Here is a 26,003-nt window from a genome sequence, read left to right as displayed (position 1 = left end):
CGCTTATAAAAGCTCCAGACACAGCCCGCGAATGAAACCCATTCGCATTGTCCCCAAAAAGGCTTGTCCTGTCCTGCGGGTCCTCTCTCCCTGCAGGCCTCTCAAGGTGGAAAAGTGGCGGTAACCGATGCGGGAAACGGTTACCGTCACTTCCGTCTTTACTTTTTCCGACACTACCAGCTTTCACATAAAAACAGGCACCGGTTTAACCCGCTGCCTGAATTGTTTTTATTATATGCTCCCGTGCCGTAACGCAGGCATATGACGGTTAAAGCTGCACAAAGTGGCCTTTGCTAACTTCGCGATATTCCCGAACCGGTGGCACAAAATCCAGCCCACGCACCGGGCTTTTGATTTCATCAACCGATATATTGCGTTTGATATCGCGCCGGGCCGGGTCTGGCACCGGAACCGCAGCCATCAGTTTTTTGGTGTATTCATGCTGGGGATTATCAAAAACGGCTTCGCGCGGGCCAATTTCAACAATTTCGCCCAGATACATCACCGCCACCCGATGGCTTACCCGTTCCACCACCGCCATGTCGTGCGATATAAACAAATACGCCAAATTCAGGCTTTGCTGCAAATCCATCAGCAAATTGCACACCTGCGCCTTGATCGACACATCCAGGGCCGAAACGGATTCGTCCGCAACAATCACCTTGGGGTCAAGCATCAAGGCCCGGGCAATACAAATGCGCTGGCGTTGCCCGCCGGAAAATTCGTGCGGCAGACGCTTCATCATATCTGCCCCCAGGCCAACACGATCCAGCAGGTCGGCGGCCTTTTCCCGCGCCTGTTTGCGCGACCCCAAACCATTTTCAATAAACGGTTCCGCCACGGCCGAACCAATGGTCATACGGGGGTTAAGGCTGGCGAACGGATCCTGAAACACCATCTGGATGCTGCGGCGCATTTGGCGCAGCCCGGGTGACCGCAAATTCATCACATCATAACCATCAAGGATCACCTCCCCGCTGGTGGGTTCCACCAGACGCGATATCGAACGACCGGTGGTGGATTTTCCACAACCGGACTCGCCAACCAGCGATAATGTTTCGCCCTGAAACAGGTCAAACGACACATTTTCAACGGCATGCACCGCCCCGGTTTTACGGCCCAAAATGCCCGATGTAATATCGAACCGGGTCGTCAGGTTTTTAACCGACAAAACCGGCGTCATATGATGGTCGACGGTATCGGCAACTTCCGTATCACCCGATCCCATGCCGGTTTTAACATCGACAATGGCAAAACGACGCGGAAGCCGGCTGTCCTTCATCGATCCAAGTGCCGGAACAGCAGCCAAAAGGGCGCGGGTATAGGGATGTTTGCCATGATGGAAAATATCGGCCGTTTTGCCGGTTTCAACAACATCGCCTCGAAACATGACAATTGTTCGGTCGGCAATTTCAGCAACCACCCCCATATCATGGGTAATAAACAAAACCGCCATCCCTTCTTCTTCCTGAAGGGATTTGATCAAATCAAGAATTTGGCCCTGAATGGTCACATCAAGGGCGGTTGTCGGTTCATCGGCAATCAAAAGGCGCGGCTTGCCCGCCAATGCCATCGCTATCATCACACGCTGGCGCATCCCGCCTGAAAACTGGTGCGGATATTCGTCAAACCTTGCTGCCGCATTCGGGATACGTACTTTTTCAAGCAGGCGTATGGTTTCAGCACGGGCATCTTTTTTGGAAATATCGCGATGACACAGCATGGCCTCGGCAATTTGCTGGCCGATGGTAAAAATCGGGTTCAGGCTGGTCATCGGCTCCTGAAAAATCATCGATATTTCATTGCCGCGAATATTGCGCATGGGTTCGGATGGCAGCGTCAGCAAATCCTGCCCGCCAAACATAATCCGCCCTTCGGTTTTGGCATTGTGTTTGTGTAACAACCCCATAATCGAAAGCGACGTTACACTTTTACCCGATCCGGACTCGCCAACAATGGCAACGGTTTCCCCGGGTGCGATATCAAAACTGATATTGCGAATAACATTTTTCCATTCGTGCCCGACACGAAAAGACGTTGAAAGATTTTCAACACTAAGAACTGGCCCCAACAAACCGCTGGCAACATCTGGCGCGGCAGTAACTGTCGGCATGGCATACCCCCTGATGTGGTATATTAAATGTCATTGCCCGCATTTTTGCAGGTCATTTTAGATAAAATGCAAAATGGGCCCCGCAGGGCCCATCGCAATCTTAAGACGCCAGTTTGTTTTCAACCAGCGACACCCAGTAGCTAATGCCAAAGGGCAGCAAATCGTCGTTAAAATCATATTCCGGGTGGTGCAGGTTGGCGGTGTCGCCGTTCCCCACAAACACAAATGCCCCCGGGCGCGCTTCAAGCATATAGGAAAAATCCTCGGCCCCCATCACCGGCGGCGGGCTGGTATCAACCGCCGCATCGCCCGAAACCGACTGCGCAACCGTGGTAACAAAATCGGTTTGCTCATCATGATTCCGGGTAATCGGATAACCACGATGATAATCAACCTTGGCCGAACCACCCAAAAGTTTGGCGGTGCCTTCAACAATTTCAATAAAACGTTTTTCGGCCATATCGCGAATTTCAGGCAGCAAAGTACGCACGGTGCCCTTCATGGTGACATCAGCCGGGATCACGTTATGGGCTTCGCCGCCATGAATGGCGGTAATTGATACCACCAGAGATTCCAGCGGGTCGGTTTCACGCGCCACAATATTTTGTACCGATGTAATAATTTGCGCGGCAATAACCACCGGATCAACGCCAAGATGCGGGGTGGATGCATGGCCGCCCTTGCCGGTAATTGTGACTTCAAAATGATCGGCCGCTGCCATAACCGGCCCTTTGCGAATGGCAAAATGCCCCACCGGCAAGCCTGGCGAATTATGCATGCCATAGACTTCCTCGATGGCAAATTTATCCATCAATCCGTCTTCAATCATGGCAAGTCCGCCGCCGCCGCCTTCTTCGGCAGGCTGAAAAATCAGCGCGACAGATCCTTTGAAATTGCGCGTTTGCGACAGGTATTTGGCCGCACCTAACAACATTGCCGTATGGCCATCATGGCCACAGGCATGCATTTTACCAGGTGTTTTCGATGCCCATTCAACCGGGCCAGCTTCCATAATCGGCAAGGCGTCCATGTCTGCACGCAGGCCGATGACGGGGCCATCACCAGCCTTGCCCTTGATTACGCCGACAACACCTGTTTTTCCCAGTCCGTAATCCACACTGTCGCAGCCAAATTCTTTCAGCTTCGCTTCAACAAACTTTGACGTTTCAAAAACGTCGTAAAGCAATTCGGGATGTTCGTGCAAATACCGTCGCCAGGCGGCAACTTCGGCATACATCTCGTTGGATTGATTTAAAACAGGCATTGGTGGTGGCCTCGCTGATTTTAAATGTTATGGGATTTTTTTTATGACGCTTGATGTTACGCAGCACGAACTTGGATCAGCAAGAAGAAATGTTTCCTTCTTGAATAAAAAATGTGCATGTGATTTCATCAGCTTACCAACGTAGCATTTCAATCAGAAGGTCACCACCCACGGTTATACCCTGTATCACCACGGGTGGCTTTTCTTTTTTGTGCAGTGCAAACAAGAAGTTCCAGCAACGGAACCGGGTTTTGCAGCGATTGGAACGAGACAAGGCCGAGCCGGATTAACCGGCCATTTCAATCAGGGATTAAAACAATGACCAAACTTCGCCTCCTGCTGACCGCGTCAGCAGTCGCTTTGGCACTTGGTGCAGCCACCAGTGCCCAGGCCGCCCGAGGATCTGACGGGGAACTCAAGATCCTTTACTGGCAAGCCGTTTCCATTCTTAACCCGTATCTTTCCGGGGGAACCAAAGACCTTCATGGATCGTCGATGGTGATCGAGCCTTTGGCCCGTTACGACGAAAAAGGCAACATGGTCCCCAAACTGGTGGACGAAATCCCGACCATCGAAAATGGCGGCGTTTCCAAAGACCTTAAATCCATTACATGGAAACTCAGCAAAGGCATCAAATGGTCTGACGGCACCGACTTTACTGCCGACGACGTTGTTTTTACGGCCGACTATTGCCTGGCGCCTGATGGTGGCTGCCAGCAACGCGCCTATTTTTCCGATGTCACCAAAGTTGAAGCCATTGACCCGCTGACAGTTAAAATTACCTTTGGCGTGCCCAAACCATTCCCCTATGGCCCCTTTGTTGGCAGCCAGTCGCCCATTTTGCAAAAGGCACAATTCAAGGATTGCATGGGGGCCAAGGCACCGGAATGCACCGACGCCAACTTTCACCCGCATGGCACCGGCCCGTTCCGGGTAACCGAATTCAAACCAAACGACGTTATTTCGTTTGAAGCCAACCCGTATTACCGCGTTGCCGACGAACCCCATTTTGCCACCGCCGTTCTTAAAGGTGGCGGCGATGCCGCATCGGCGGCACGGGCCGTTCTGGAAACCGGCGAATATGACTACGCCTGGAACCTGCAGGTTGAACCGGAAATTCTGGCGCAAATGGCCCAGGCTGGCAAAGGTGTGATCGTTTCATCCTTTGGCACCCAGGTGGAACGCCTTGAAGTTAACCCTTATGACGCCAGTGCCGCAGCTGGCGATGCCCGGTCAACCAAACAGGCTGGCCCAAACCCGGCCCTGTCCGACCCGGCGGTACGCAAGGCCCTGTCCATCGCCATTGACCGCGATCTGCTTGTCGAAGCCGGATACGGTGAAGCTGGCAAGGCAACCTGTAACTTCGTCCCTGCCCCGGATATTTATGCATCCACAGCCAATGACTGGTGCCTGAAGCAGGACATTGCCAGTGCCAATAAGTTGCTCGACGATGCAGGCTGGGTGATGGGATCGGACGGGGTCCGAACCAAGGGCGATGCGCGCCTGTCACTCATTTTCCAAACATCGACCAACTCTGTCCGACAAGGCAGCCAGGCCCTGATCAAACAGATGTGGCAGCAAATTGGTGTTGAAACCGAACTGCGCAATACCGATCCGTCGGTCTTTTTCGGCGGGGACCCGGCAAGCCCGGATACCTTCCAGAAATTTTATTCCGACATTGAAATGTACACCAACAACTTTGACGGCACCGACCCGGAGAAATACCTGGCCGGTCGCATGTGCGACAAAATCCCCAGCCCGGAAAATGGCTGGCTGGGCGAAAACATTTCGCGTTATTGCGACCCGGCATATGACAAGCTGGCCGCAAAACTGGCCGGCACCGGCAAACTTGCCGACCGTGCCAAAATTGCCAAAGAAATGAACGACATGCTCATTGAAGCTGGCACCATGATTCCGCTGATCCACCGGGGCGATGTTTCCGCCCGTGCTGCAACCCTTGACGGCGTTCGCATGAACTCCTGGGATTCGCAGTTGTGGAACGTGGCTTCGTGGTCGCGCAAGAAATAACACCCAGACTGGCCGGGCCTGTCGCAAGACAGGCCCGCGCTGCTTTTCGTCCCCTCCAGTCTGGAGCGCCCCGATGTTGAATTACACCTTGCGCAGGCTGATGTTTGCTATCCCCACCCTGTTGGTGATCAGCTTCATCATTTTTGCCCTGCTTGACCTTGCCCCGAACGACCCGACGGGCAACCTGCCCCTGACCATTCCACCGGAAGTCCGCGAACAGATCCGCCAGTCTCTTGGCCTGGGCGACCCGTTTTTGATCCGCTACGCCAAATGGCTGCACCAGTTTTTCGTCAACGAACCGCTCAACATCCTGTCGCAAATCACCGGTGCCGATATTTTTGAATCGGCCGACCGGTTGCGCATCCGGTCCTGGGCCACACGCAGCCCGGTGGTGGACCTGATTGTGCAACGCATGCCCCAAACCCTGTGGGTTGTTGGCATGTCCTATGTGGTCGGTATTCTTATCGCCATTCCGATCGGAATTATCTCGGCGCACAAGCAATATTCGATCTTTGACCAGCTTGGCACTTTCATCTCAATGGTTGGGTTTTCAGTTCCGACCTTCTTTACCGGCGTGTTGCTGATTGTGATTTTCAGTGTCAAACTGCACTGGTTCCCCTCCATCTACGACACCAACCACGAAGTTACCGACTGGTCGAGTTTCGTTTTCCAAATCAGACAGATGTTCCTGCCTGTCATGGTATTGGCCCTGTATAACACCTCGCAAATCAGCCGGTTCGTACGGGCATCGATGCTGGAAAACCTGAACCAGGATTATGTCCGCACCGCACGCGCCAAAGGGGTAAAGGAAAAAACCATCCTGCTGGTGCATGTCCTGCGCAACAGCCTGATCCCGGTGGTCACGGTTATTGCCCTTGGCGTGCCCACGGTCTTTTCCGGTGCCATCATTACCGAGCAGATTTTTCGGGTAAACGGGCTGGGCCAATTGCTGATTACGTCCATTCAGGGCGGCGATATTCCGGTTGTACAAACCTTGACCTTTATTTTCGCGGTCCTGATTGTGCTGTTCAACCTGATCGCCGACGTGCTTTACGGCATTCTTGACCCGAGGATTCGCTATGACTGATGCCCCGCAACCCGATATCCAGTTGGAAGCCCTACCGCAGGAACGGTCGCGCGCCATGCAGTTGTGGGGCCGTTTTCGCGATCATAAAGGCGGTATCATTGGTGCTGTTGTTTTTCTGATCATTATTATCGCGGTTACTATTGGCCCTTACATTCACACCATTGATCCGCAATTTCTCGATATTCGGTCCAAAAACCAGGGCCCCAGCCTGATTCACCCCTTTGGAACCGATAACCTTGGTCGTGATATGCTGGCACAGGTGCTGGCAGGCGGGCGGTTATCCCTGTCAGTGGGGATGGTCGCCATGGCCTTGTCGCTGTTTTTGGGCACCGTGGTCGGGTTGTTGTCGGGCTATATCAAATGGCTTGATGGCCCGCTGATGCGGTTAACGGACCTGTTTCTGGCTCTGCCGCTTTTGCCGCTTCTGCTGGTGATTATCATGCTGTTTCGCGAAACCCTGCGGGCAGTATTTGGCCCCGAAACCGGAATATTTATCCTGATTGTGTTCGTGATTGGCATCACCAGCTGGATGCACACCGCGCGTATCGTGCGCGGCGATGTGTTATCGATCAAAAATCAGGAATTTGTGCTGGCGGCCAAAAGTGGCGGCACACGGGAATATAACATTATCCTGCGTCACCTTTTGCCCAATGTCATGAGTTCGATCATGGTTTCGGCCACCCTTGGCATTGCCACCGCCATTATCACGGAATCCGCACTTAGCTTTCTGGGGCTTGGGTTTCCGTCGGATTTTCCAACCTGGGGCCGTTTGCTGTATGACGGGGCGAATTTCCTGCAAATCACGCCATCGCGGGTTTTGTGGCCCGGTCTTGCCATTTCGCTTACGGTGTTAAGTGTCAATTACATGGGCGATGCCTTCCGCGATGCCCTGGACCCTCACAAGGTCAAACATTAAGGCTGCATCCCGTAAAATCTGAAACACCCTGTAACACAAAGGGCCGCCAGCATAAAAACAGGCGGCCCTTTGATATATTGATGGTCACAATGTTAGCTGTCCTTGCGGCCCCATAACAAACGCAAGGAATTTAACGTTACCAGTACGGTTGCCCCAGTATCGGCAAGCACCGCCACCCACAGGCCGGTAATACCGAAAATACTGGTGACCAGGAAAATCCCCTTTAACCCCAGCGCCAGGCCAATATTTTCGCGAATAACCCGGCGTGCCTGGCGCGACAGTTTCACCAGTACCGCCACATCGGTCAGCCGGGATTTGACCACCACGGCATCGGCCGCCTCTAGCGCAATGTCAGTACCCCCCCCAATGGCAATACCAACATCAGCAGCCTTAAGGGCCGGGGCATCGTTAATGCCATCGCCAACCATCGCCACAATATCGCGTTGTTTGGGGCTATCGCCCTTGTCCGTCCTGCCCTGCAACCTGGCAAGGGCGTTTAATTTATCCTCGGGCAACAGTTCTGCCCGATAGGACATGCCAAGTTCATTTGCCAGCCCCTGTGCCACCCGGTTGGCATCACCGGTTAGCATCACCGGCTCAATCCCCAGCGCATTCAACATTTTCAGGGCTTCGCGGGCATCGTTACGCAGGACATCGCGCAGGGCCAATGCACCAATAATTTTGCCGTCACGCAATACAACAATTGCCGTGCAACCATTGTCTTCCTGCTGTGCCATCCAGTCGGCAACGGTGCCTGAACAGTCAATATCAAGCCGTTTGGGTGCCCCGACACGATACAGAACGTTATCAATGCGCCCTTCGACACCGGCACCGGCAATGGTGCGACCATCGCTTAATTCCGGCAGGGAAAGCCCACGTTGTTCAGCCGCCTCGACAATGGCGCGTGCCAGCGGATGCGATGTGACATTTTCCAGGGCGGCGGCATGGGCGACAAGATCATTTTCAGTAACATCACCAATGGTCATCACCGCGACCAGCCCGGGTTTACCTTCGGTCAGGGTGCCGGTTTTATCAAAGGCGATTTTGCGCACCGCCCCGATTGTTTCCAGTGCCGCCCCCCCCTTGATCAACAGACCAATCCGGGCGGCACGGGCCAGCGCCGATGTCACCGCCGCCGGGGTTGAAATAACCAGCGCACAAGGGCACCCGATCAGCAACAATGCCAGGCCCCGATAAATCCATTCCTGCCATGCCTGACCAAAAACAAGCGGCGGCACCAGCACGGTTAACAGGGCCAGCCCCATAATGATCGGCGTATAGATGCGGGCAAATCTGGCCACAAAACGTTCAACCGGTGCCTTGTGCTTTTCGCTGTCTTCCACCAGTTGAATAACCCGGTCCAGCATGGTTTGCCCGGCGGCCCGGGTGACCTTCGCCTGAATGGGACGGTCGGTTACAATGGCACCGGCAAACACCTCGCTGCCTTCAACACTGGCAACCGGAATTGATTCGCCCGTCAGATGGCTGTTATCAATTTCGGCCTGCCCTTTGACCAGCACGCCATCTGCCGGAATGCGTTCACCCGGGCGAACTTCGACAATATCATCGGCTGACAATTGCGACGGATGCACATTCCGGTTGCCATCCGCGCCCACAAGACGGGCATTTTCAGGCGAGAGTTTCAGCAGCGATTTCACCCCGCTGCGTGCCTGCCCGGCAGCAACGCCTTCCAGGCTTTCGCCAATGGCAAATAACAGCACAACCATGCCGGCCTCTAGCGGGTCGCCAATGGCGACAGCCCCAATAACAGCAACCGACATAAGGCATTCAATTGAAAACACGGCCCCGTTCAGGGCCAACTGCCCCGCCCGTTTCATCACCGGCAAGGCCGCCAGTATCGCCCCAACCGAAAGCGCATAGGGCTCGGCCACAGGCACAAGCGCGCCAATACCCCAGCCCACCAGCAGGCAAATCGCCGCCCAGGCAATTTCATCGCCCGCCTTGGGCCACGGGGCAAACCGCCGCATCAGCAGCAGGCCACCGCCATGGGCATGCGGCAAGCCATGGCCGTGCGCATGACTGTGACCATGACCGTGTTTGTCATCGTGTTCGTCATCTTGATCATATGCGTGGTTATGCGTGCCTTCATCTGCAGGGGCTTGGCCGCCACAACAGGTGGCCTTTTCAACCTTTTCGCCTTTGGCTGCGCGTTCCTGTGCCGGGTAACCCAGCTTACCCAGCGTTTTTGAAATGTTATCGCGGGTTTCGCGGCCATCTTCATGCAGGCCCAGCGTCACTGTTTCGCGCATCATGGAAACGTCAACACAGTCCACTTCCTTGCGACGGCGCAGGGCGGTTTCAATTTTGGCAACACAAGACCCGCAATCCATGCCGCTTACGGCCCAATGGTGGTGATGCACGGCCCCATTGCGCTGTTGCAGGGTTTCTTCAACAGTTTTGCGCACCGGTTCGCTGGTTTGCCCGGCAACTGTGACACCCTCCGCACTGGCATCAATCTGATTTTCGCCCAGTTTGCGGCGCAGGCTTTCCAGCACATAGTCGCGGCATTGCGAGCAATTTTCCAGCTCTGCATAATCGCGCCAGTTAAGGGTTATGGACATATCGCCTCACAAACATTCAAATTATCATTCATGTATAATATACAAATAACAATTCATGTGTTTTTGTCAAGGGATATTCAAACCAGCATTTGAATATTGGCGCGCACGTTTTACGGCACCGCGTCAAAATGACAGCAGCGTCCTTGCACATTCCCAAAAATTAAGGCTGAAAGATCGGCAGACCGCCAAACGCAGATTACGTTAATCGTGCGTTACGTGGGCGAAAACATCCTGCACCACACACGAAATATGGGCATCGTCGATGGTATAATAAATGTGCCGTCCGCGACGCTCGGATGCCAGAATGCGCTGGTCGCGCAAATGGCGCAAATGATGGCTGGTCAATGATTGCGACATGCCAGCGGCCTCGGCAAGTTCGCTCACGGTTTGCGGGCGTTCCATGCACCGCAGCACCAGTTGCAACCGCCCGCCATCGCCCAGCAAGGCAAAAATGCGCGCTGCCGCCTCGATATCAGGCAATGAAAGATCCTGGCCAATCACACTGGAAGCATCGCGCAAAACAGCCTCGCCTTGCGACGGGCTAAGGCCCAGCCGGGCAGCAACATCGGGGGCCGCAGAATTATCGCCATGTTTATGACCGTGCCCTTTTGCGGTTTGGGCATCCTTTGTTCCGTCCGTGTCCTGCACGGCGATATCATCGTGTGACTGCGCGGTCATGTGCCTGTGTGCATTTTTGCTGTTTGCCATAGGCATTATTTTCCACGTATGACGCCGCAAAACAAGGCATGTTATAAAATTCGTTGCCGGTTACATCGCAATAATGTGATCAGCCCTGATACCCTGCAATCGCCGTTTTGCCGTACCACATTATGAACTGCGCCAAAAAAGCCCCCAAATTGCGACAAGGATATTTCCGTTGCCCTGCCCCATTGCCCGATTATCGCGCATCCTTATTGTTCTGGTCGTGGCTGCACCGATATTGGCAGGTTGCAGCGGCATAGACTGGCAGGCCAGCATTCGCCAAAGCCTGTCGAATGCCTGCGAGGCCTCGCGCCATTGTGGCAGCAACGGGATTCCGCAGGCTGACTAAAAGGCGTCGAAACCACCCATAAATACGAAACGCCAGCACAGATACCCTGCACTGGCGTTTTTCGCGAAAATCCGTTTTCAAGACGCCTTGGGTATCTCGAGCGGGCGCAGATATTCGGTCAGATAATATAGCAACCCCATGGCAGGAAACAGCATGCCAACCGCGGTTGCCCACATCCAGCCACCATGGGCAAAGGCCCAGCCGCCAACGGCCGAGCCAATGGCACCGGCAGCAAAAAACGTTGCCATATAAACCCCGTTTATGCGGTTGCGATAGGCCGCCCCCAACGAGAAAATCGCCCGCTGGCCCAGCACCATGTTACAGGTCAGGCCAAAATCAAGCATGATGGCGCCCAACACCAGAATAACCAGTGAAAACACACTGCCCATGGTCCCCAGATGGGTTAGCATCAAGGCGACAGGCACCGACGCCATGGCAATGGCGGTTGCCGGGCGCACCCAGCCCCGGTCCGCCATGCGCCCGCCAATCGGGGCGGCAACTGCCCCGGCCGCCCCGGCAAGCGCAAACAGGGCAATGCCCGCCTGCGACATATTAAAATCCGGCCCGGCCAGCAATAAAGGCACCGTCGTCCAGAACAGGCTGAAAGTTGCAAACAACGATGCCTGATACAGGGCGCGGCGGCGCAAAACCCGGCTGGTGATCATTAACCGTGCCATGCTGCCCAGCAGTTCAAAATAATGCGGGCGCACGGTGGGGCGGCTAACCGGAAGCATCAGCCGCACCGCAACCATCATCACAATCATCATTGCGGTTGAGACAAAAAAGATCACGCGCCAGTTGGTCAGTTCGGTCAGGAAACTTGAAACCGGGCGCGACAGCATAATACCAAACATCAGCCCGCTCATGACATTGCCAACAACCCGGCCCCGGGTTTCGTCGGTTGCAAGATGGGCGGCATATGGCACCAGAATTTGCACCGCGACCGACCCGATGCCAATAAACAGCGCTGCCGTTAAAAATATGCCCGGCGTTATCGCAAGCCCCGACGCCAGCAACGCGGCAGCCCCCAGCGCAATCACCGTCATCACCAGCTTGCGGTTTTCAAACAAATCGCCCAGCGGCACAATTAACAACAGTCCAATGCCATAGCCAACCTGGGTCATCGTCACAATCAACCCGGCGGCGCGGGGCGACAGCCCCAATTCGGCGCTGATCGGCCCGACCAACGGCTGCGCATAATAAAGATTAGCAGCAATTAACCCGCAGGCCGTTGCCAGAAACAGAATTAACCAACCTGAAACAGGGGTCGTTTTGGATAAAGACGCAGTTTGGGGCGATGCATCACGTACACCCCCCTTTGCGGGCATTTTCGACATATGGCAGGCTCCGATAGGCAGGGTCAGCCCCTGGGCAAAACACACCCAAAGGCAATGCTGTGCATATTTTGCCCCGCAGCATTACCGTTTTGAAAGCATATTTCACATAAAGAAATGGTGGGTTCACCCCCTGTGAACCCAACGAAAATAGTCCATGATCCTATATCATCAACCGGCCAACCGGATTTTTTTTAAATAATTACGTTTTTACGGGAACCGATTATCACCACTCGCGTTTCCCTATCAGAACACGAGCTCGATAAAGATAAAAAGGAGCCGCGCCATGATGGAACAAACCGCACTTGACCGCATGAAACTGCAAAAGACTCATGCGGACTGGGAAAAAAACATTCACGGTTATTGCCGGGAAAATCAGATGGAAATCGGCAATTTGCCATCTGAAGTGACCGATGCCTGGAATGATATGTCATCATCTTATGAAGGCACCCAGCACAAGGACGATAGTGTTGCCACGGACGCAGCCCAAAAACATAGCAGCGCTTCCGAGCGACTGCAGAAAGCCTGGGACAAAATGATGAACAAATAACCGGTCCCGGTTGTCCGCACCTGTTTCCTCCCTGCGTTCCCCCACGCAGTCTTTGGCACCCTTCCCCCGGGGTGCCTTTTCTTTTGCGGATACCGCACCCTTTATGCCCTGCAATCGCCCAAACACCGCACAGTGATGCCACCTTTGCAGGCTAGCGTAAGGATGAAAAACCACACCCGGCACCCGCCACAGCAAGGAGCCAGAAATGACCCGTCACATCCCGGACCATGCCAAACTTCAACGCGAGTTTCAGGATTGGGAATTTGGCCTGACCGGTTATTGCACCGATAACAAAACCGGTATCGAAGCCCTGCCCAGCGCCGTTGTGCAGGCATGGGACGATATGAATGCCGCCTGGAACGACATCAAGGACAGCCAGGGACCGGTAAGCGAGGAAAAACGCCAGCGTTTTCGCGAAGCCAATAACCGGCTGCAAAAGGCATGGGACGCCATGACCGAACAAAAAACCGGCTAGCCCCCGGCACACCCATAAAACACCCTTTCAACCGCCCGCCCCGCCACGTGGCGAAACATCCGGTATTCCCTTTGGGGTGCCGGATGTTTTTTCATCTTTGCGGCAAACTTCGGCCCCGATGAAACGTTATGTCATCGGGCGACAATTTTTGCCCGTATAGACCCTACAAGTTCACAGGTTGTTGTCGCCGCCATAACATGGCCGCGCGAACCGGCACGTCACCCGAAAGGATATCGTATGACTATAGAATTATGGATTTTGGTGATCTGCGCCATTCTAAGCCTGATATTTCCGTTTTTCTATAACTGGCATTATGGCCAGCAAGTTGGGGCCAAAGGCCTGATGGGCAACCGCGAAACCCTGCCCGAACGGCGCGGCGCGGCGTTACGCGGGCTGCGCGCCCATCATAACCTGCTTGAAAACCTGTTGCCCTTTGCCATCGTGGTTCTGGTTGCCAAATTCACCGGCATCTCAAACTTCGTCACAGTATTTGGCGCGGTTCTGTTTCTGGTTGCCCGTCTGGTTCATGCCATCACCTATTGCGCAGGCATTTCGACCGCCGGTATCCGCTCGATTGCCTATTTCGCAGGGGTCATCGCCACCCTGTGCGTGGCATCGCAATTGCTGCATTTTGTAAATTAATTTCAAATCCCGGCAGCGGGGTGTTGGTGGCGATGACGACGATGGCGGCGTTCGCAGCGATGAAATATCATCTGCCGGATGCAAAAACAGCGATCCCGACCTATATTGGGCAAAACCCGTTTTAAATACGACAGGAGCCTCAATGCCCCGCTATAGCAAAGACCCCGATGCCATTGCCAAACTGACGCCGGAACAATATCACGTCACCCAGCAAAACGGCACCGAACGCCCCGGCACCGGCGAATATCTCGATCACCGCGAGCCAGGCATTTATGTGGATATCGTTTCGGGCGAACCGCTTTTTGCATCCAGCGACAAGTTCGATAGCCATTGCGGCTGGCCCAGCTTTACCAAACCGATAGACCCCGTGCATGTCAGCGAGCTGCGCGATGTATCGCACGGCATGGTGCGCACCGAAATCCGCTCGGCAAATGGCGACAGCCATCTGGGCCACGTTTTCCCCGATGGCCCGCAAGATCGCGGCGGATTACGCTATTGCATCAATTCCGCGTCGCTTCGGTTTGTCCATCGCGATGATATGGAAGCCGAAGGGTATGGCGATTATCTGGGTCAGGTAGAAAACCCGCAATAACCCGCCCCGAACCACGGCACATCCCAAACACATGTTAGCACCCCTCGCAAAAGCCCCGCGTAAAACCGGGGCTTTTGCATTTAGGGCCCACATGCAAACCCCGCAAATTGGTCTGCCCTTATCTTGAAAAGTGGTCCTTATGCAAAAGGCTTCCGTCCTTTATCAGCAACAACATAACGCACCGCTTTGCCGCAAAGGGACACACCATGACAAACACCACAATCCGCGACATTCGCCCGCAAGACGAAGCCCAGTGGCAAATGCTGTGGCAGGCATATCTGGAATTTTATCAATCAACGGTCCCGGCGGAGGTTTACACCACCACATTTAACCGCCTGCGTGACCCCGCCCGCCCGCACCAGCGCGCACTGGTGGCCGAACAAACCGACGGCACCCTGATCGGCCTTGTTCATATCATCTTTCATCACCATAACTGGCGCATTGAAGATGTGTGCTACCTTCAGGATCTTTATGTTTCCCCCGCCGCACGCGGGCTTGGCATCGGCCGCGCCCTGATCGAAGCCACCTATGCGCTGGCCGACAAAAACGGCACCCCGTCCGTTTACTGGATGACGCAGGAATTTAACCATAATGCCCGCCTGCTTTATGATCGCATCGGCACGTTAACGCCGTTTATCAAATATCAGCGTTAACACCAAACCAGCCCCGTTGACGCAATCACACCAACAGGGGCAAAGGCGGCCAAATAGCCGCCTGAATGCCCCACCCCGACAAAACAGATCACCCTAAAATCAGGCCGTGCTGAATTTCAAAAAACGCTGTTGTCATAATGCTGTCAGCAGCGATCTGCGACAAAGGGGATGCAACACCGCATTCCCCGGCCAGACCTTACAGACCTTACAAACCTTACAGACCCTGCCCCGTCTGGCCCAGTACGAGAAACAAACATGAAATTCGCATCAACCCGCCTGATCGCACAGGATATCAAAGCCATGGTGGCCTTTTACGAAAGGGTGATGGGGCAGACGGCCGACTGGCTCGCCCCGCAATTCGCCGAAATCGTCACCCCGGCGGCAACTCTTGCCATTGGCAGCGCCGAAACCGTCGCCATCTTCCAGCCCGGCAGTTGCGAGCCCGCCGCCAACCGCACGGCCATCATCGAACTGATGGTGGATGATGTGGATGCCCTGTTTGATAAAATCAAAGACAGCGTCACCATCGTTCACGAACCCAAAATGATGCCTTGGGGCAACCGCGCCGCCATGATCCGCGACCCGGAGGGAACGATTGTTGCGCTGTTTAGGCCTGTTTCGGAAGCGGCGATTGCGCGTTTTGGCAACCGCTAAGCCAAGTTAAAGACAGCAAAGACTGATCTTTCCTGACCTCGATAACAGCGCATAGTCAATATGCGCTGTCTTTCTTACGGCTCTGATAGACCTTGAAGCAACGGCCATTGGCGCGACACATGAACCAGCGCCAATATCCACACGGCATCACCGCTGATTTCATAAATCAGACGATAGCTTTCATGCGGTATCATTTCACGAGTGCCCGGAATAATTCCTGCTTGCCCCAATTCAGGATAATCGGCAAGCCGCGCCACGGTATCACTAAAAAGCGCATCCATGCGAACCGCCGCTTGTGGATTATTATTGACGATATCATCTCAAATATCGAAGCAATCCTAAAATGCTTCCGGCGTCCAAATAGCCCTCACGCGCTATGCGCCACGCGCGCGCGCCGCGCCGCAAACGCGGCTTCAATCTCATCATTAGAACGACCAACACCCGCCCGCATCGATGCACGACCAGCTTGAACCTTGCCGCCCAGATACACCTCATATTCCCGCGCTTCTTGCTGACGCTGCACATAATCCCGCGTCAACTCGCATAGATAGTGAGACACAGGCCCGTTTGCAGCTTTAACTTCTGCCATAAATGCCTCGCGAACTTCCGACCCAAGCTAATAGTGAATACAACGACTTTGGACATGAAACGTCGTCGCCTAAACTAACTAAACACATCCAAAAACCTAAACTAACTCAAGTTGTTCTCTTAATATGAAATCATCATCCGCCCAAACGCAGCCAAAAATATTATAGAGACATTGAATTACAACTGATACAATAGCACTAGCAACCTGAAAAAATCAATTACAATCAGAGGCTGACATGAAAACTTACGCCTACACAAGAAAGTCTCTAGAATCTTTCTCAAAAGAGGAAGATTTAAAAAAATTTAATATACCAACAGAAGAAGAAAAAACAGAAAAATTAAAATTATTATGCCAAAGAATAGAATCCCAAGAAGAACTATTCAGAATTATGAAGTTTAAAAAAAGAAACCGCATCATGTGCACACCAATCGACTACGAAACCACCATTCTTATTAGAAAAATGAACCATGACCTTCGAAAAATAACGAGATTGAAAATCACAGGAAGATCTGAAACAATTTCAGCATTAAGAGAAATATGCTCAGAGTCCATGCCATTAAAAATAATAAAATTAGATATTGAAAAATTTTACGATAGCATCTGCACAAGAAAAATAGAAAAAATAGTAGAAAAAAATTTAAAAACCGTTCACCAACTAAGAGTAAACATCAAAAAATATTTGCAATGGTCACAAAAGAATGTAAACGGCCTCCCAACTGGAATATCAATATCCGCATCCCTTGCAGAGTATTATCTACAACAAACTTTAGATCAAGGCGCATCTAGCATTTCAGGCGTTTACTTTTACAAACGATATGTAGACGATATAATCATTATATGCTCCTCCGAACGTGAATTTGAAGAATATATATCGGACTTCAAACAACAACTTCCAGATGAACTCAAGCTAAACACAACAGAAAATAAAATTTCCAAAATTGAATTATTAACGGGAAAAGATAATGGTAACTTCAACTATCTTGGCTATCATTTTGACATAACAGGAAAAGAAAAAAGAACTGTCGCACTTGACATAGCACAAACAAAAATAAAAAAAAGGAAAACAAAATTCGTTAAAGCATTTTTACAATTTTTCAAAGACGGAAACGAAGAGGATTTACAAAAAAGATTCTTATTACTAAATAGTGGCTATAAATACTGGGACTCTTCTCGAGACCGAAAAATGAACGCGGGGATCTGCAACACATACTCAGAGATAAACCTGCCATCCCGCTCATTAAAAGAACTTCAAAATTTTTACCGAAGCTGCTTCTTTAATCCAAAATTTCAACTATATCACAGAATAAAAATGTGCCACCTAAGCAAAGAAACAAAAAAAATGATAATATCCTTTGATTTACAAAAACATATCAAAAAACGATATTTCTTTAATTTCTCAGGCCTCGAGCTGTATCGCTTATCAAAATGCTGGAGAGACATATAAGATGAAAAAAATCATTTCAGTTAAAAAAGATGACTGGTATCGCGTATTATTGAGTGAAACTTCGCCTGCCGATATTCCGATAATAATTTCAAATGACGGATTCTATCTCAATATGAAGTCGAAGAATCCACCCAAGCTTTTAAAAGAAATAATAGATAGAATAATAGTTCCGCCATTAAAAAAACAATACACCGTCCCCCTCACGTACAAAATTATAAAAAATCAACATTCTCTTCGAAAACTAAGCCTCCCTCACCCCAAATCTCAAATTGAGGCTGTCGAGTTTTATAAAAAATATCATTTCTTAATATTACATTACTGCAATCAAGGAAGCTTCTCAATACGCTATCCCGAGAAACTAGCCAGTCACTATTTTCTTCCGGGAAGAAACCAAGATATTTTTGCGTACAAATCACAGGAAGTCACAACTAGTGACGTAGACAATATAGCAAAGCATGCGGTAAGCATCTTCACCTACTCGAAGTATAGACGCCTCCATCATTTCTTCTCATCTTCAACATATACAAACCTTGAAAGAAAATATAAATACATGGCATCTCTTGATGTCAGCAAATGTTTCGACAGCATATACACTCATTCAATATCATGGGCTGTAAAGTCAAAGCGCGAAGCAAAAAACAACACTAAGGCAAATACTTTTGGGGGGCATTTTGACGAGTTGATGCAAAAAATGAACTACAATGAAACAAATGGAATAATAATTGGCCCAGAGATATCAAGAATATTCAGTGAAATAATACTGAGCAAAATAGACAAAAATATCGAAAATGAATTAATTGAAAAAGAAATAAAACCAGGAGAAGACTATAATATCTGCAGATACGTAGACAACTTTTATGTATTCTACAACGAAATTGAAAAAATCGGGATAATCGAAGATGAAATAAAGGAAGGACTTGATTTCTTCAAGATGCACCTGAATGATTCGAAAAAAGAATCTATCGCACGACCGTTTTTCACAAAAAAATCCATGGCCATTAGCGAGGCCACTAGCATATGTGAAAATTATTTTGAATCACACCTAAAAAAGATTACCCAAAAAAACAGTACCATTTATTACATATCGCCAGGTTACAATTTAAATTTTAAAAACTTTTCCCTTGCTCTAAGAAGAGCGTGCCACCTAGCTGATAGTGATTACGAAAGCATATCCTCCTTTCTTATTGCAGCTTTAAAAATCAGAATACAAAAATTAAGTTCAAGCCAAGACGAAATAATAAAAAAGATACACACAGAAGAATACAAAAACCTAGAACTAGAAAAAGAAAGCTACATCGAAAATTTATCAAACTATCTTGTGGCCGCCATTGAAATGTGTATGCACATTTATACTCTGTCTCCGTCAGTAGCGTCATCAATGGACGCAGCCATTATTTTAATAATAACATCCCAAATTCTAAAAAAACATAATCCAGATCACTTTAAACACGCGAGAGAAAAAGTTCAAATGTGGCTCTCAAGGTTAATAGAAAGCCCATCAATAAAAACCATAACATCAAATGAACACGCAACCCAAATTGAAATATTGAACATTTTCTGCGCACTTGACGCTTTCTTTGACGGGGAACATAATCTAAAAAAATTCTTAATAGGAAATTTACAAGATCGCAAAAAAACATCTTATTTTGAAATAATAGTTACATTATTCATCATTAAAGATGAAGAAAAACCCTTCACAACGATAAAAAAAACACTGAAGATTGCCCAAGAAAAAATCCTGAAAGACGTAGATTTGAGCATCTCATCAGAGGCAACTCATCTTTTTTTAGATATTCTCTCTTGCCCGCACATAGAAAAAGACGACCGGCGGATATTTTACAAAAAAATAATAGAAGACTTCAACGATAAGATGAATAAAGTAAACTCCAAAGGAGCAACGATCCCGGTTGCCAAAACCAACATTGAAATCGACGAAACACTTACTTACATGGAAGAAAACCCTTGGTTTGTTAACTGGAAAGAAATCAACCTAATAAGGTTAATTGAGAAAAAAAGATTGCTTAGTGGCTATCATTAATTTACATTTTATCCATTGCCTCTTTTTATGGCGCTCGCGGTAGGAAAAAATTCCTACACGAAACCACATTCCATGGTTGCCATAAATGTCTAACGACATCACCCTCCGGGGAGCCCGCTAGTGTCTAGTGAGAATTATTTCTAGAGGTATTTCTCATGTGAAATGAATGGGCACACACCTAAGTTGGCAACGCCAGCCGAATAGTTGACCTAACGTTAAATAGTTCAACTATTCGGCTAAGCTTTGCGGGAAATAACGACACAATCACTCGAATGAAAAAGCCCGCATTTCTGCGGGCTTAAATCGTATTCCTATACTCAAAATTCCGGACGGTGCCGAAAGTGGTTACTCCCACTCAATCGTTCCCGGTGGTTTCGAGGTGTAGTCGTAGGTGACGCGGTTGATGCCGTTGACCTCGTTAATGATCCGGTTAGCGATGCGGCCGAGAATTTCCGGCGGGAAGGCGAAGTAGTCTGCCGTCATGCCGTCGGTGGAGGTCACTGCACGCAGTGCGCAGGCATAGTCATAGGTGCGGCCATCGCCCATCACGCCGACGGTGCGGACCGGCAGCAGCACGGCGAAGGCCTGCCAGATGGCGTCATACAGGCCCGCATTGCGGATTTCTTCGAGATAGATCGCATCGGCCTTGCGCAGGATATCGAGTTTTTCATGCGTGATCGGCTGGCCGGGGATGCGGATGGCAAGGCCCGGTCCGGGGAACGGGTGGCGGCCCACAAAGCTGTCAGGCAGGCCCAGTTCACGACCGAGATCACGGACTTCGTCCTTGAACAGTTCGCGCAGCGGTTCAACCAGTTGCATGTTCATGCGTTCTGGCAAACCACCAACATTGTGGTGCGATTTAATGGTGACGGACGGGCCACCGGTGAACGAAACGCTTTCGATCACGTCAGGATACAGCGTGCCTTGGGCAAGGAAATCGGCCCCGCCAATTTTTTTGGCTTCCTGTTCGAACACTTCGATAAACAGGCGGCCAATGGTTTTGCGTTTTACTTCCGGGTCAACCTCGCCTTCGATGGCGTCGATAAAGGTATCGGCGGCATCCACATGCACCAGCGGGATGTTGTAATGATCGCGAAAGAGGGTCACAACCTGATCGGCCTCGCCCGAGCGCATAAAGCCATGATCGACAAACACGCAGGTCAGCTGGTCGCCAATGGCTTCATGGATCAGAACGGCAGTAACCGAGCTGTCAACACCGCCCGAAAGACCACAAATCACCTTGCCATCGCCCACCTGTTTGCGGATTTTGGCAATCGCGTCGTCTTTATAGGCATCCATCGTCCAGTCGCCAACACAACCGGCCACATCGTGGGTGAAGTTGCGCAAAAGCTGTGCACCATGCGGGGTATGCATGACTTCGGGGTGGAACTGAACGGCGTAGAATTTTTTATCGTCATTGGCAATCGCGGCACAGGGGGCGCCATCGGATTTGCCAACCACGCGGAAACCTTCGGGCAGGCTGTCTACCCGGTCGCCGTGGCTCATCCAGACCTGTTCGCGCGCACCAACGGCCCACACACCGGTAAACAGGGCGCAATCTTCGACCACATCAACAAAGGCGCGGCCAAATTCGCGATGTTCCGAGGTTTCAACCTTGCCGCCAAGCTGGTTGACCATGGTTTGCTGGCCATAACAAATGCCCAGCACCGGAATGCCCATGTCAAACACCCGAACCGGGGCAGCAGGAGATTTTTCCCAATGCACGGACGCCGGGCCACCCGAAAGAATGATTGCCTTGGGGGCAAATTCATCGAGGAAGCTGTCCGAGATATTGTTAAAAGGGTGAATTTCGCAGTAAACGCCGCTTTCGCGCACACGACGTGCGATCAGCTGGGTTACTTGCGATCCGAAATCAATAATCAGCACGCGATCTGTCATCGGGCCGTTTCTCCATCGCTCAAGGGGGTGCGCCGTACATACGCGAAACCAGCCGTTTGGGCAACCCGGCGCAATGGCTGCCTAACGCTCAAATTGCTGCGCTTTGAACATTGCGTGATCAAACTGCCTGTTATGGCAGGCCGGGCGGCTTGATCACGCAATGCCCGGCGGGGGGCAGCGGCCCCATCAACGACGCAAACCGGCCAATTTGGCCGTATTTTATCGCCAAATTCGCACATTTGGTCCGTTTTTTGTACGCAAAGCGCGCCTAACTTAACATTTGACGGAGCGCAGAACCAACCGCGCCCGGCGAGCAAACGAAAAAGGGACCAAAAGCTATGACAGACAATAAAGGCAGCAAAATCGCACTTGCCGTGGCGGGCCTTCTGTTGATTGCCGGCGCAGCAACTGCCATTGCCATGACCCAGGATAAAGCCGACGCGCCCAAGGATGGCATGGTGCCATTGACCAACAATTCGGCGCAGCAAGGTGAAACCGATAATCCGCCCGCCGCCGAAACCGGCGAAGCCCCGATGCCAAACGCGCCTGATGAAAATGGCAATGCATCGAGCGGCATTACCACCACCCCGATGGGAACCGACAGTGGCGATGAGCGCACCAATGATGGCAGTGCCCCGGTGCAACTGACCCCGCCAGCGGGGGGGTAAAACCGATGACGACAGCACATTGATGAAAAAAGAATAACAATAAAAACAAAACGCTGGTGAAAACACCGGCAGAGCAAACTGCGGGATAAAAAACACCCGCATGGCCCCGTCCAGGGCCGAAAAAACTGCGCCCTGCCCCTTTCCGGGACAGGGCGTTTTTATATGGTGGCAAAAATGCCGCGCAGGCAGACCGGCAGGCAACATCAGCCCCGGCAAATGCCAGAACCATGGGCCCGCCCGCCATTATTTATTGCCCTTGGCAGTGCGTTCAAACACCGCAACAAAGAAGCCGTCCGTGCCATGCACATTGGGCGACAACCGCAACCAGGGTTTGTCCTTGCCACCTGGTACCGGCACAGAGGCAGGCACATCGGCCCAGACGTCCTTAACCGGCACCGGTTTAAAATCCTTGCGATCACGCATAAAGGTTTCGATCAGGCGTTCGTTTTCTTCGCCCAGAATGGAACAGGTCGCATAAATCAACCGGCCACCCTTGGTAACACGGGCGGCACCGGCCTTAAGAATTTTGGCCTGTTCCATCGACAAGGCACGAATATCGCGCTGCCCAATGCGCCAGCGAAGGGCCGGGTTACGGCGCAGTGTGCCAAGGCCCGAACAGGGCACATCAAGCAACACACGGTCAAAAAAGCCCGACTTGCTGCGCAGCCAGCTATCGCGTTCGTCGGCAATTTTACGCAACTGAATGCAATCGCCCGCACCGGCCCGTTTGGCCCGCTTGCGCGCGCTATCAAGCCTTGCCCCATGCGTATCACAGGCAAGAATACGGCCACGCCCGCGCATGTCTGCGGCCATACCAAGGGTTTTGCCGCCACCGCCTGCGCACATATCAAGCACGGTCATGCCCGGCTGGGCATCGGCCAAACGCACGCAAATCTGCGAGGCTTCGTCCTGAATTTCGATCAGGCCATCCTTGTAGGCTGCCGTTACCAGCATGTTCACACCCAGCGGCAACCGCAGGCCATTGGGCGCATAGGGCGTTTTTTCGATGTTTTTAATACCATCCTGCTCTAGCGAGCGAATGGCACTATCGACACTGCCGCGCAGGGTATTAACGCGCAAATCCAGTTTGGCGGGCTGGTTATAGGCCGCCATTTCGGCTTGCAGGTTTTCGTGATGCAGCTTCAAAAGCTCGGCATACAACCATTTGGGCAATTCGGTTTTAACCGCCCCTGGCTGGGCAGCATGGTCAATCGTCTGGCCCGACAATTTGTTGATCAGGTGGCGTTCGGCCGGATGCAAAACATCGGGGCAAAATTCCTCGCCATTGAACATGTCGGAAATATCATCGCCGGAACGGCCATTTTGCAAAACCAGTTGTGCCAGCATCCGCGCCCGGCCATCCTGATATTCATAACCACATTCGGCCAGCCACCAGCCCAAACGGGCCTGATGACGGATCAGGTTATAAAACCGTTCCCCAATATCACGACGATCCCCGCCGCCAATATAGCGACGATTACCAAAATAACTGGAGATAACACGATCAGCATCATCGCGGGTGTGGGTCCACCCATCGTAAAGTTCAATAACGGCAGCTATGCGTGCACCGGGTTTCAAAACGTAATTCCAGACCTGGTTGAATGGCCTGCGCGTCACCTTGGTGCGTCACTGCCATTGGATATAAAAAGGCGATGACGGCGGGAAAGAACATCCGCCGTCATCTGTAATTTGCGCTGCTGATAACATGCCAGCACTGCCACGCCAACCGTTTCGGACGCAAGGCAGGCCAGCACTTCTATCAGGCGTCGTCAATCTGCGTTACGCACCGGGGCGATAGTTCGGTGCTTCGCGGGTAATTGTTACATCATGGGCGTGGCTTTCGCGCAGGCCCGCATTGGTGATGCGCACAAAGGTTGCCCGTTCGCGGAAGTCCGCCAAAGTGGCCGAACCGGTATAGCCCATGGCCGCCTTAAGCCCGCCCACCAGCTGATGCACGATCTGGCTGGCCGGGCCTTTATAGGGTACACGCCCTTCAATACCTTCGGGAACCAGTTTAAGGTTGTCTTTGACATCTTCCTGGAAATAACGGTCCGCCGAGCCGCGCGCCATCGCCCCGACAGAGCCCATGCCGCGATAGGATTTATAAGAACGGCCCTGATACAAAATAACTTCGCCCGGGGCTTCGTCCGTCCCGGCCAGAAGGGAACCAACCATGCAGGTGCTGGCACCCGCCGCCATGGCCTTGGCAATATCGCCCGAAAATTTAATGCCGCCATCGGCAATGATCGGCACGCCGTGTTTGGCACCTTCGGCCGCACATTCAAGAATGGCTGTTAACTGCGGCACGCCCACACCGGCAACAATACGGGTGGTACAAATCGAGCCCGGCCCGATACCGACCTTCACCGCATCGGCACCCGCTTCAATCAGAGCACGTACGGCTTCGGGGGTGGCAACGTTACCGGCAATAATCTGGGTGCGACCGGCAAGCGCCTTGATCTGTTCAACAGCGGCAATAACGCCTGCGCTGTGACCATGCGCCGTATCGATCACCAGAACATCGACTTCGGCTTCAATCAGCGCCATTGACCGACGATAACCATCTTCGCCAACCCCGGTTGCCGCGGCAACCCGCAAGCGGCCACTGGCATCCTTGCAGGCATTGGGGTGCAGTTTGGCTTTTTCAATATCCTTGACCGTGATCAGGCCGGTACAACGATAGGCATCATCGACCACCAGCAGCTTTTCAATGCGGTGTTGATGCAGCAATTTCTTGGCTTCGTCGGTATTGACGTTTTCGGTAACAGTGATGAGGTTTTCATACGTCATCAGTTCCGAAACCGGCTGCGCCCGGTTGGAGGCAAAACGCACATCGCGGTTGGTCAGGATACCAACCAGCTTTTTGGTTTCGCGTTCAACAACCGGAATACCGGAAATACGATTGGAGTCCATAAGGCCAAGGGCGTCAGCCAGAGTCTGGTCCGGGTGGATGGTGATCGGGTTGACGACCATACCGGATTCAAACTTTTTCACCCGGCGCACTTCTTCGGCCTGCTGGGCAATATCAAGGTTCTTGTGGATAACGCCCATACCGCCGTTTTGCGCCATAACAATGGCCATCGGGCTTTCGGTTACGGTATCCATTGCTGATGACAGCAAGGGCACACGCAATTCGATTTCACGGGTAAGACGGGTGTTGGTTTGTACCTGTGCCGGCAGGACCGAACTGGCCGCGGGCTTGATCAGGACGTCGTCGAAAGTCAGGGCTTCTTCGATACGGGTCATCTACACCACCTCGTTAATCTGAGTTGGCGCGGAACTTATACATGTTATGGCGCCCGTGCCAAGGTTTTGCGTCACAATACAGCCCTGAAATTTTATTGCTGCATTGTTCGGCGGTTTCCGTTAGATACTGGTCGATGGGGCTGCTGTTTGGCAAAGCCCCTTTTTTGTGTCGTTTTCA

23 protein-coding genes are annotated in these 26,003 nt (G+C 51.8%); 13 read left to right on the top strand and 10 right to left on the bottom strand.

Going from position 1 to position 26,003, the window contains the following annotated elements; translation table 11 throughout:
- Window positions 1-268: 268 nt before the first annotated feature.
- Window positions 269-2,113 carry an ABC transporter ATP-binding protein gene (locus tag THS27_RS07415; protein WP_085589396.1) on the bottom strand — a complete coding sequence of 615 codons (1,845 nt, stop codon included), beginning with the start codon at window positions 2,111-2,113 and terminating at the stop codon, window positions 269-271.
- 100 nt (window positions 2,114-2,213) lie between these two features.
- The gene (locus tag THS27_RS07410) at window positions 2,214-3,377 is read right to left on the bottom strand and encodes a M20 aminoacylase family protein (protein ID WP_085589394.1); all 1,164 of its coding nucleotides are present in this window, start codon (window positions 3,375-3,377) and stop codon (window positions 2,214-2,216) included.
- A 318-nt stretch (window positions 3,378-3,695) separates the two neighbouring features.
- On the opposite strand from THS27_RS07410, the gene THS27_RS07405 reads away from it, so the two are divergent.
- The 3 genes from THS27_RS07405 to THS27_RS07395 all read left to right on the top strand — a co-directional run bounded on the left by THS27_RS07405 (window position 3,696) and on the right by THS27_RS07395 (window position 7,408).
- Window positions 3,696-5,405: a peptide ABC transporter substrate-binding protein gene (locus THS27_RS07405; protein WP_085589392.1), complete on the top strand. Its 1,710-nt coding sequence runs from the start codon at window positions 3,696-3,698 to the stop codon at window positions 5,403-5,405.
- A 73-nt stretch (window positions 5,406-5,478) separates the two neighbouring features.
- On the top strand, window positions 5,479-6,492 hold the full coding sequence (locus tag THS27_RS07400; RefSeq protein WP_085589390.1) for an ABC transporter permease: 1,014 nt from the start codon (window positions 5,479-5,481) through the stop codon (window positions 6,490-6,492).
- The gene (locus THS27_RS07395; RefSeq protein ID WP_085589388.1) at window positions 6,485-7,408 is read left to right on the top strand and encodes an ABC transporter permease; all 924 of its coding nucleotides are present in this window, start codon (window positions 6,485-6,487) and stop codon (window positions 7,406-7,408) included. The genes THS27_RS07400 and THS27_RS07395 overlap by 8 nt, the downstream gene beginning before the upstream one ends.
- Before the next feature lie 92 nt (window positions 7,409-7,500).
- On the opposite strand, the gene THS27_RS07390 is transcribed toward THS27_RS07395, so the two are convergent.
- Both THS27_RS07390 and THS27_RS07385 read right to left on the bottom strand, forming a co-directional pair.
- Window positions 7,501-9,990: a heavy metal translocating P-type ATPase gene (locus THS27_RS07390; protein ID WP_085589386.1), complete on the bottom strand. Its 2,490-nt coding sequence runs from the start codon at window positions 9,988-9,990 to the stop codon at window positions 7,501-7,503.
- A gap of 201 nt (window positions 9,991-10,191) precedes the next feature.
- Complete coding sequence (locus THS27_RS07385) at window positions 10,192-10,668, bottom strand: helix-turn-helix transcriptional regulator (RefSeq protein WP_210402848.1); 477 nt, start codon at window positions 10,666-10,668, stop codon at window positions 10,192-10,194.
- Window positions 10,669-10,867: 199 nt separating this feature from the next.
- Between THS27_RS07385 and THS27_RS26880 the strand changes: the two genes are divergently transcribed.
- Complete coding sequence (locus tag THS27_RS26880) at window positions 10,868-11,041, top strand: hypothetical protein (RefSeq protein ID WP_168184842.1); 174 nt, start codon at window positions 10,868-10,870, stop codon at window positions 11,039-11,041.
- Window positions 11,042-11,118: 77 nt separating this feature from the next.
- Here the strand turns inward: THS27_RS26880 and THS27_RS07380 are convergent, their stop codons facing one another.
- A complete protein-coding gene (locus THS27_RS07380) occupies window positions 11,119-12,378 on the bottom strand; it encodes an MFS transporter (protein ID WP_246832881.1) in 1,260 nt (419 codons plus the stop codon).
- Between the two features lie 283 nt (window positions 12,379-12,661).
- On the opposite strand from THS27_RS07380, the gene THS27_RS07375 reads away from it, so the two are divergent.
- From THS27_RS07375 to THS27_RS07350, 6 genes are all read left to right on the top strand, one after another.
- Entirely contained in the window at window positions 12,662-12,925 is a 264-nt protein-coding gene (locus THS27_RS07375) for a hypothetical protein (protein WP_085589384.1), read from the top strand.
- Between the two features lie 205 nt (window positions 12,926-13,130).
- Window positions 13,131-13,400 (top strand): hypothetical protein, encoded by a 270-nt coding sequence (locus THS27_RS07370; protein ID WP_085589382.1) that lies wholly within the window; start codon window positions 13,131-13,133, stop codon window positions 13,398-13,400.
- Window positions 13,401-13,637: 237 nt separating this feature from the next.
- Window positions 13,638-14,042 carry an MAPEG family protein gene (locus THS27_RS07365; RefSeq protein ID WP_085589381.1) on the top strand — a complete coding sequence of 135 codons (405 nt, stop codon included), beginning with the start codon at window positions 13,638-13,640 and terminating at the stop codon, window positions 14,040-14,042.
- A 142-nt stretch (window positions 14,043-14,184) separates the two neighbouring features.
- Complete coding sequence (msrB, locus tag THS27_RS07360) at window positions 14,185-14,634, top strand: peptide-methionine (R)-S-oxide reductase MsrB (RefSeq protein ID WP_085589379.1); 450 nt, start codon at window positions 14,185-14,187, stop codon at window positions 14,632-14,634.
- 206 nt (window positions 14,635-14,840) lie between these two features.
- Entirely contained in the window at window positions 14,841-15,287 is a 447-nt protein-coding gene (locus THS27_RS07355) for a GNAT family N-acetyltransferase (protein ID WP_085589377.1), read from the top strand.
- A 255-nt stretch (window positions 15,288-15,542) separates the two neighbouring features.
- The gene (locus THS27_RS07350; RefSeq protein ID WP_085589375.1) at window positions 15,543-15,941 is read left to right on the top strand and encodes a VOC family protein; all 399 of its coding nucleotides are present in this window, start codon (window positions 15,543-15,545) and stop codon (window positions 15,939-15,941) included.
- Window positions 15,942-16,015: 74 nt separating this feature from the next.
- On the opposite strand, the gene THS27_RS07345 is transcribed toward THS27_RS07350, so the two are convergent.
- The gene (locus tag THS27_RS07345) at window positions 16,016-16,255 is read right to left on the bottom strand and encodes a type II toxin-antitoxin system RelE/ParE family toxin (RefSeq protein WP_256376759.1); all 240 of its coding nucleotides are present in this window, start codon (window positions 16,253-16,255) and stop codon (window positions 16,016-16,018) included.
- 53 nt (window positions 16,256-16,308) lie between these two features.
- Window positions 16,309-16,530 (bottom strand): antitoxin of toxin-antitoxin stability system, encoded by a 222-nt coding sequence (locus THS27_RS07340; protein ID WP_085589374.1) that lies wholly within the window; start codon window positions 16,528-16,530, stop codon window positions 16,309-16,311.
- 235 nt (window positions 16,531-16,765) lie between these two features.
- Here THS27_RS07340 and drt3a point away from each other — a divergent pair, with 235 nt between their 5' ends.
- A complete protein-coding gene (gene drt3a, locus THS27_RS07335) occupies window positions 16,766-17,974 on the top strand; it encodes an antiviral reverse transcriptase Drt3a (RefSeq protein WP_085589372.1) in 1,209 nt (402 codons plus the stop codon).
- A gap of 1 nt (window position 17,975) precedes the next feature.
- Window positions 17,976-20,012 (top strand): antiviral reverse transcriptase Drt3b, encoded by a 2,037-nt coding sequence (drt3b, locus tag THS27_RS07330; protein WP_085589370.1) that lies wholly within the window; start codon window positions 17,976-17,978, stop codon window positions 20,010-20,012.
- 345 nt (window positions 20,013-20,357) lie between these two features.
- Here drt3b and guaA read toward each other — a convergent pair whose 3' ends face one another.
- Window positions 20,358-21,911 (bottom strand): glutamine-hydrolyzing GMP synthase, encoded by a 1,554-nt coding sequence (gene guaA, locus THS27_RS07325; RefSeq protein WP_085589368.1) that lies wholly within the window; start codon window positions 21,909-21,911, stop codon window positions 20,358-20,360.
- A 338-nt stretch (window positions 21,912-22,249) separates the two neighbouring features.
- On the opposite strand from guaA, the gene THS27_RS07315 reads away from it, so the two are divergent.
- Window positions 22,250-22,579 carry a hypothetical protein gene (locus THS27_RS07315; protein WP_085589365.1) on the top strand — a complete coding sequence of 110 codons (330 nt, stop codon included), beginning with the start codon at window positions 22,250-22,252 and terminating at the stop codon, window positions 22,577-22,579.
- A 243-nt stretch (window positions 22,580-22,822) separates the two neighbouring features.
- Here THS27_RS07315 and THS27_RS07310 read toward each other — a convergent pair whose 3' ends face one another.
- Complete coding sequence (locus THS27_RS07310) at window positions 22,823-24,157, bottom strand: RsmB/NOP family class I SAM-dependent RNA methyltransferase (protein ID WP_085589363.1); 1,335 nt, start codon at window positions 24,155-24,157, stop codon at window positions 22,823-22,825.
- A 201-nt stretch (window positions 24,158-24,358) separates the two neighbouring features.
- Window positions 24,359-25,825 (bottom strand): IMP dehydrogenase, encoded by a 1,467-nt coding sequence (gene guaB, locus THS27_RS07305; protein ID WP_085589361.1) that lies wholly within the window; start codon window positions 25,823-25,825, stop codon window positions 24,359-24,361.
- Window positions 25,826-26,003 lie beyond the last annotated feature (178 nt).

The sequence above is a fragment of the Thalassospira sp. MCCC 1A01428 genome (assembly GCF_002115825.1).
GTDB lineage: Bacteria > Pseudomonadota > Alphaproteobacteria > Rhodospirillales > Thalassospiraceae > Thalassospira.
The sequence above is the reverse complement of the archived record's forward strand: the minus strand, read 5'-3'. Positions and strand labels throughout refer to the sequence as shown.

What these genes read in the sequence shown, in the direction of transcription:
- THS27_RS07415 (WP_085589396.1), bottom strand. Translation starts at nt 2,113, where the DNA reads ATGCCGACAGTTACTGCCGCGCCAGATGTTGCCAGCGGTTTGTTGGGG.
- THS27_RS07410 (WP_085589394.1), bottom strand. Translation starts at nt 3,377, where the DNA reads ATGCCTGTTTTAAATCAATCCAACGAGATGTATGCCGAAGTTGCCGCC.
- THS27_RS07405 (WP_085589392.1), top strand. Translation starts at nt 3,696, where the DNA reads ATGACCAAACTTCGCCTCCTGCTGACCGCGTCAGCAGTCGCTTTGGCA.
- THS27_RS07400 (WP_085589390.1), top strand. Translation starts at nt 5,479, where the DNA reads ATGTTGAATTACACCTTGCGCAGGCTGATGTTTGCTATCCCCACCCTG.
- THS27_RS07395 (WP_085589388.1), top strand. Translation starts at nt 6,485, where the DNA reads ATGACTGATGCCCCGCAACCCGATATCCAGTTGGAAGCCCTACCGCAG.
- THS27_RS07390 (WP_085589386.1), bottom strand. Translation starts at nt 9,990, where the DNA reads ATGTCCATAACCCTTAACTGGCGCGATTATGCAGAGCTGGAAAATTGC.
- THS27_RS07385 (WP_210402848.1), bottom strand. Translation starts at nt 10,668, where the DNA reads ATGACCGCGCAGTCACACGATGATATCGCCGTGCAGGACACGGACGGA.
- THS27_RS07380 (WP_246832881.1), bottom strand. Translation starts at nt 12,378, where the DNA reads ATGTCGAAAATGCCCGCAAAGGGGGGTGTACGTGATGCATCGCCCCAA.
- THS27_RS07375 (WP_085589384.1), top strand. Translation starts at nt 12,662, where the DNA reads ATGATGGAACAAACCGCACTTGACCGCATGAAACTGCAAAAGACTCAT.
- THS27_RS07370 (WP_085589382.1), top strand. Translation starts at nt 13,131, where the DNA reads ATGACCCGTCACATCCCGGACCATGCCAAACTTCAACGCGAGTTTCAG.
- THS27_RS07365 (WP_085589381.1), top strand. Translation starts at nt 13,638, where the DNA reads ATGACTATAGAATTATGGATTTTGGTGATCTGCGCCATTCTAAGCCTG.
- msrB (WP_085589379.1), top strand. Translation starts at nt 14,185, where the DNA reads ATGCCCCGCTATAGCAAAGACCCCGATGCCATTGCCAAACTGACGCCG.
- THS27_RS07355 (WP_085589377.1), top strand. Translation starts at nt 14,841, where the DNA reads ATGACAAACACCACAATCCGCGACATTCGCCCGCAAGACGAAGCCCAG.
- THS27_RS07350 (WP_085589375.1), top strand. Translation starts at nt 15,543, where the DNA reads ATGAAATTCGCATCAACCCGCCTGATCGCACAGGATATCAAAGCCATG.
- THS27_RS07340 (WP_085589374.1), bottom strand. Translation starts at nt 16,530, where the DNA reads ATGGCAGAAGTTAAAGCTGCAAACGGGCCTGTGTCTCACTATCTATGC.
- drt3a (WP_085589372.1), top strand. Translation starts at nt 16,766, where the DNA reads ATGAAAACTTACGCCTACACAAGAAAGTCTCTAGAATCTTTCTCAAAA.
- drt3b (WP_085589370.1), top strand. Translation starts at nt 17,976, where the DNA reads ATGAAAAAAATCATTTCAGTTAAAAAAGATGACTGGTATCGCGTATTA.
- guaA (WP_085589368.1), bottom strand. Translation starts at nt 21,911, where the DNA reads ATGACAGATCGCGTGCTGATTATTGATTTCGGATCGCAAGTAACCCAG.
- THS27_RS07315 (WP_085589365.1), top strand. Translation starts at nt 22,250, where the DNA reads ATGACAGACAATAAAGGCAGCAAAATCGCACTTGCCGTGGCGGGCCTT.
- guaB (WP_085589361.1), bottom strand. Translation starts at nt 25,825, where the DNA reads ATGACCCGTATCGAAGAAGCCCTGACTTTCGACGACGTCCTGATCAAG.